Annotated in this window: 3 protein-coding genes and 1 pseudogene; 2 read left to right on the top strand and 2 right to left on the bottom strand. The window is 61.8% G+C overall.

Annotation, left to right across the window (positions count from 1 at the left end; translation table 11 throughout):
• Window positions 1-97: 97 nt before the first annotated feature.
• Together rhaS and EN750_RS19715 are read right to left on the bottom strand one after the other, a co-directional pair.
• Window positions 98-1,093 (bottom strand): rhamnose ABC transporter substrate-binding protein, encoded by a 996-nt coding sequence (gene rhaS, locus EN750_RS19720; RefSeq protein ID WP_013533599.1) that lies wholly within the window; start codon window positions 1,091-1,093, stop codon window positions 98-100.
• A 55-nt stretch (window positions 1,094-1,148) separates the two neighbouring features.
• Window positions 1,149-1,958, bottom strand: a complete 810-nt coding sequence (locus EN750_RS19715; RefSeq protein WP_127397397.1) for a DeoR/GlpR family DNA-binding transcription regulator — start codon at window positions 1,956-1,958, stop codon at window positions 1,149-1,151.
• Between the two features lie 184 nt (window positions 1,959-2,142).
• Here EN750_RS19715 and EN750_RS19710 point away from each other — a divergent pair, with 184 nt between their 5' ends.
• Together EN750_RS19710 and EN750_RS19705 are read left to right on the top strand one after the other, a co-directional pair.
• On the top strand, window positions 2,143-4,245 hold the full coding sequence (locus EN750_RS19710) for a bifunctional rhamnulose-1-phosphate aldolase/short-chain dehydrogenase (protein WP_127397396.1): 2,103 nt from the start codon (window positions 2,143-2,145) through the stop codon (window positions 4,243-4,245).
• Window positions 4,246-4,342: 97 nt separating this feature from the next.
• Window positions 4,343-4,612, top strand: a pseudogene (locus tag EN750_RS19705) (sugar isomerase); the annotation flags it as partial.

Raw genomic sequence — 4,612 nt, 5'->3', positions numbered from 1 at the left:
CTGTCGTGTCCATAATTGTATCAAGCCCTGAAACAAGGTTCGTTTAAAGACGCGGCGGGACGTGAGCCCCGCCGCGTCAGCTCGAGAGAACTCCAGATCAATAGATCTTGGAGAACTTTTCGATGTTCGACTTGTCGAACTGGAAGGGCGGAGCCATCGCAGCCGAGTTGGTGTCGTCGAGCGTGACCTTGCCGACGCGGCCGATCGACAGCGTGGCGCCGGGCTTCGCCTCTTCCTTCTTCACCGCCAGATCATGGGCGAGGTAGACGGCCGAGTAGCCGAGGTCGATCGGGTTCCACAGGGCAACCGCCTGACTGGAACCGTTGTCGATGAACTTCTTGAACTCCGACGGCAGCGCGAGACCGGTGACATTTACCTTGCCGATCAGGTTCTCATCGGTGACGACCTGGGCGGCGGCGACGACGCCGACGGTGGTCGGCGCGATAATCGCCTTGAGGTTCGGATAGGACTTCAACAGGCCCTTGGCTTCGTCGGTGCTCTTGGCCGAATCGTCATCGCCGTAGACGGTGGCGACGAGTTTGATCTTGGGGAACTTCTCCGGCAGGATTTTCTTGGCCGCGTCAATCCAGGCGTTCTGGTTGGTGGCGGTCGAGGAGGCCGACAGGATGGCGACCTCGCCGCCTTCCGGCAGGTGGTCGGCGGCAAGCTTGATGATGGTCTCACCGATCAGGCCGGTATCGGACGGGTTGAGGTGAAGCTGGCGGCCTTCCTTAGCGACGCCCGAATCCCACGAGATGACGGTGATGCCGCGTTCCATGGCCTTCTTCAGCACCGGCACCAAGGCGTCGGCGTCATTGGCCGAAATGGCGATGGCGTTGACCTTCTGCGCGATCAGCGAATTGACCACTTCGATCTGCGCTTCGGCGGTCGCCTTGGTCGGGCCGGTGTAGATGATGTCGACATCGCCGAGTTCCTTGGCCGCCTCTTCGGCGCCCTTGTTGGCGGCATCGAAGAAGCCGTTGCCGAGCGATTTCACCACCAGTGCGATCTTGACGTTTTCGGCATAGGCGGCATTCACGAACATGGCGGCTGAGAATGCAGCCGTCACCATCAATTTCTTCAAGAAGCTCATCGAATTTCCTCCCTTGAGCGTTGCATTCCATCGTCGCTGCGAGCGCGAGTTGGCCTCAGGCCTGCAGTGAAGATTCTTCCTTGTTGGTCGCGGATGTGCGGGCGACGATCAGCGTCACCCCCGCGGTCTCCAGCATCTTGGCTTCGCGATCCTCGATGCCGTCATCGGTGATGACGGTGGCGATGCGCGACAGGCCGCACAGGATCAGGCTGGAGCGTTTGCGGAATTTCGAGGAATCGACCAGCACCACCAACTCGTCGGCTTGGTCGATCAGTTTCTGCTCCGCCTGGATCAAAAGCGGATCGCCCTCCATCAGGCCGAGCGGCCCCAGACCCTGCGCGCCCATGAACATGCGGCGCGCATAGAAATTGCGCGTCACGTCATTGTCGAAGGGCGACAGGATGATGTTCTGCTCGCGATAAATGGTGCCGCCCGACAGCATCACCGTGTTCTTGGAGTGCTTGAGCAGGTGCTCGGCGATCGGGAACGAATTGGTGAAGATCGGCATGCGGCGGCCGGTCAGGAAATGCACCATCTGGAACGTGGTGGTGCCGCCATTGATGATGATTGGTTCGCCGTCCTTGCACAGCTCTACCGCTTCACGCGCGATCGACCGCTTCTGCGAGGCGTTGATCGTTTCGTTGACGGAAAAGGGCCGGCCGGCCAGCCCGATGAACTGCGGCGGCGAGATTGCCTCGGCGCCGCCGCGCACGCGCCGCAGCCGCTTCTGGACGTGGAGAGCCGCGATATCGCGCCGGATCGTCGCCTCGGAGGACTCCGTCAGGTCGACCATCTCCTGCACCGTCACCACAGGCTTTTCCTGGACGGCGGACAGAATGATCCTGTGGCGCTCTTTTTCGTGCATGGTTCCTCCCTGCCTGAGCATCTAGGCACCCAAAACGCGCAGTGTCAATCATTTCCGATCATATAATTTCATTGTGCAGTGCAATATGATCGATATTGATCGTTTGTGATTGACAAGCCGGCTGCTTCCGTAGAAATTCGGACCAAATGGCCGCGCCTTTTGCGTGCCTTTGGGAGGATTGCATATGCTCGACAAGCGCACCGGCGCGCGCCTCGCCAATCTGTGGGATGAGGCCAAGGCTCACGCTATGAGCGGGCCGGAACTTCTGGTCTACCGTTCGAACACACTTGGTTCCGACAAGCGCGTCACCAACTATGGCGGCGGCAACACGTCGTCGAAGATCTGGCAGAAGGATCCGCTCACCGGCGAGGATGTCGAAGTGCTGTGGGTCAAGGGATCAGGCGGCGACAGCGCCTCGATCAAGCTGGACGGCTTTGCCACGCTCTACATGGACAAGCTGCGCGCGCTAAAAGGTCTCTATCGCGGCGTCGAGCACGAAGATGAAATGGTCGGCTTCCTGCCGCACTGCACCTTCAACCTCAATCCACGCGCGGCCTCTATCGACACGCCGTTGCACGCCTACGTGCCGAAGCCTTTTGTCGACCACATGCATCCCGATGCCATCATCGCCATTGCCGCCGCGAAGGATTCGAAGGCGCTGACGAAAGAAATCTTCGGCGACGCCATCGGCTGGTTGCCGTGGAAGCGCCCGGGCTTCGAACTCGGCCTGTGGCTGGAGAAATTCTGCCTCGAACACCCCGATGCCAAGGGTGTCATCCTGGAAAGCCACGGCCTGTTCACCTGGGGCGACACCCCCAGGGAATGCTACGAGACGACGATCTCGGTGATCAACCAGGCGATCGAATGGTTCGAGCCCCGCTCCGAGGGTGTCGCTATCTTTGGCGGTGAAGTGGTCAAGGCACTCGACGCCACCGAGCGCCGTGCCATCGCGGCCAAACTGATGCCGAGGATTCGCGGCCTGATCTCGGAGAAGAGCCACAAAACAGGCCATTTCGATGATTCCGCCGCCGTGCTCGAATTCGTCAATTCCAGGGATCTGCGCCCGCTGGCGGCACTCGGCACCTCGTGCCCCGACCATTTCCTGCGCACCAAGATCCGCCCGCTGGTCATCGAATTCGATCCGGCCAAGCCCGATGTCGATGCGGTGATTGCGCGGCTTGCCGACGACATCGCAGCCTATCGCGTCGGCTACCAGGCCTACTACGACAGCTGCAAGCATCCGGACTCGCCCGCCATCCGCGATCCCAATGCCATCGTCTACCTGATGCCCGGCGTCGGCATGTTCACCTTCGCCGGCGACAAGGCGACGGCGCGCATTTCGGGCGAATTCTATGTCAACGCCATCAACGTCATGCGCGGCGCCTCGACCGTCTCGTCCTATGTCGGCCTGCCTGCACAGGAAGCCTTCGACATCGAATACTGGCTGCTCGAGGACCTGAAGCTGCAGCGTATGCCGAAGCCGAAGTCGCTTGCCGGCCAGATCGCGCTGGTCACGGGTGGCGCCGGCGGCATCGGCCGCGCCACGGCCAACCGGCTGCTGCGCGAAGGCGCCTGCGTGGTGCTGGCCGACATAGACGAGGCAGCGCTGGCCAGCGCCAATGACGAACTGGCCAAGGTCTATGGCAAGGATTTCGTCCGCCCGGTGCTGATCAACGTCACGTCGGAGGACCAGGTTATCTCCGGCTTTGCCGAGACAGCGGTCGAGTTCGGCGGCATCGACATTCTGGTGTCGAATGCAGGGCTGGCCTCCTCGGCGCCGATCGAGGAGACGACGCTGGCGCTGTGGAACAAGAACATGGACATCCTGTCGACCGGTTACTTCCTGGTCTCGCGGGAAGCGTTCCGGCTGTTCCGCGCGCAGAAGATCGGCGGCAACGTCGTCTTCGTCGCCTCCAAGAACGGCCTTGCCGCATCGCCCAACGCCGCCGCCTATTGCACCGCCAAGGCCGCCGAGATCCATCTCGCCCGCTGCCTGGCGCTGGAGGGCGCGGAGGCGCAGATCAGGGTCAATGTCGTCAACCCGGACGCGGTGCTTCGCGGCTCGAAGATCTGGACTGGCGAGTGGAAGGAACAGCGCGCCGCCGCCTACAAGATGTCGACCGACGATCTGGAGGAGCACTATCGCTCGCGTTCGATGCTGAAGCGCTCGGTCTTCCCGGAAGACATCGCCGAAGCGATCTATTTCCTGGCGTCCGACATGTCGGCCAAGTCGACCGGCAACATCATCAATGTCGACGCGGGCAACGCCCAGAGCTTTACGCGCTAGCCGCTTCGCCCTTCTCCCCGTCACTATACGGGGAGAAGGTGCCGGCAGGCGGATGAGGGGCAGCGCTGCCCGAACATATTTTGGGAGGAATCAGCACTTGTCCGAATCCATCATCTCCGCCGACCTCGTCGACAAGGACAACGGCGCGCGCAAGCCCAACCTCGAGCGCGACTACGCCTCGCTCGGCGAGCGCCTCGACCGTCGCGGCATCGCTATCGACGCTATCAGAGACAAGGTCGAGAAATTCGCGGTGGCGATCCCGTCCTGGGGCGTCGGCACCGGCGGCACGCGCTTTGCCCGCTTTCCCGGCGCCGGCGAGCCGCGCGATATCTTCGACAAGATCGAGGACTGCGCCGCCATCCAGCAA

The organism is Mesorhizobium sp. M7A.F.Ca.ET.027.03.2.1 (assembly GCF_003999175.1).
Taxonomy (GTDB): Bacteria; Pseudomonadota; Alphaproteobacteria; order Rhizobiales; family Rhizobiaceae; genus Mesorhizobium.
This window is presented reverse-complemented; position numbering and strand designations above follow the sequence as displayed.

Bases quoted from the DNA above. Each gene is read 5' to 3' on its own strand.
- rhaS (WP_013533599.1), bottom strand. From the start codon at position 1,093: ATGAGCTTCTTGAAGAAATTGATGGTGACGGCTGCATTCTCAGCCGCC.
- EN750_RS19715 (WP_127397397.1), bottom strand. From the start codon at position 1,958: ATGCACGAAAAAGAGCGCCACAGGATCATTCTGTCCGCCGTCCAGGAA.
- EN750_RS19710 (WP_127397396.1), top strand. From the start codon at position 2,143: ATGCTCGACAAGCGCACCGGCGCGCGCCTCGCCAATCTGTGGGATGAG.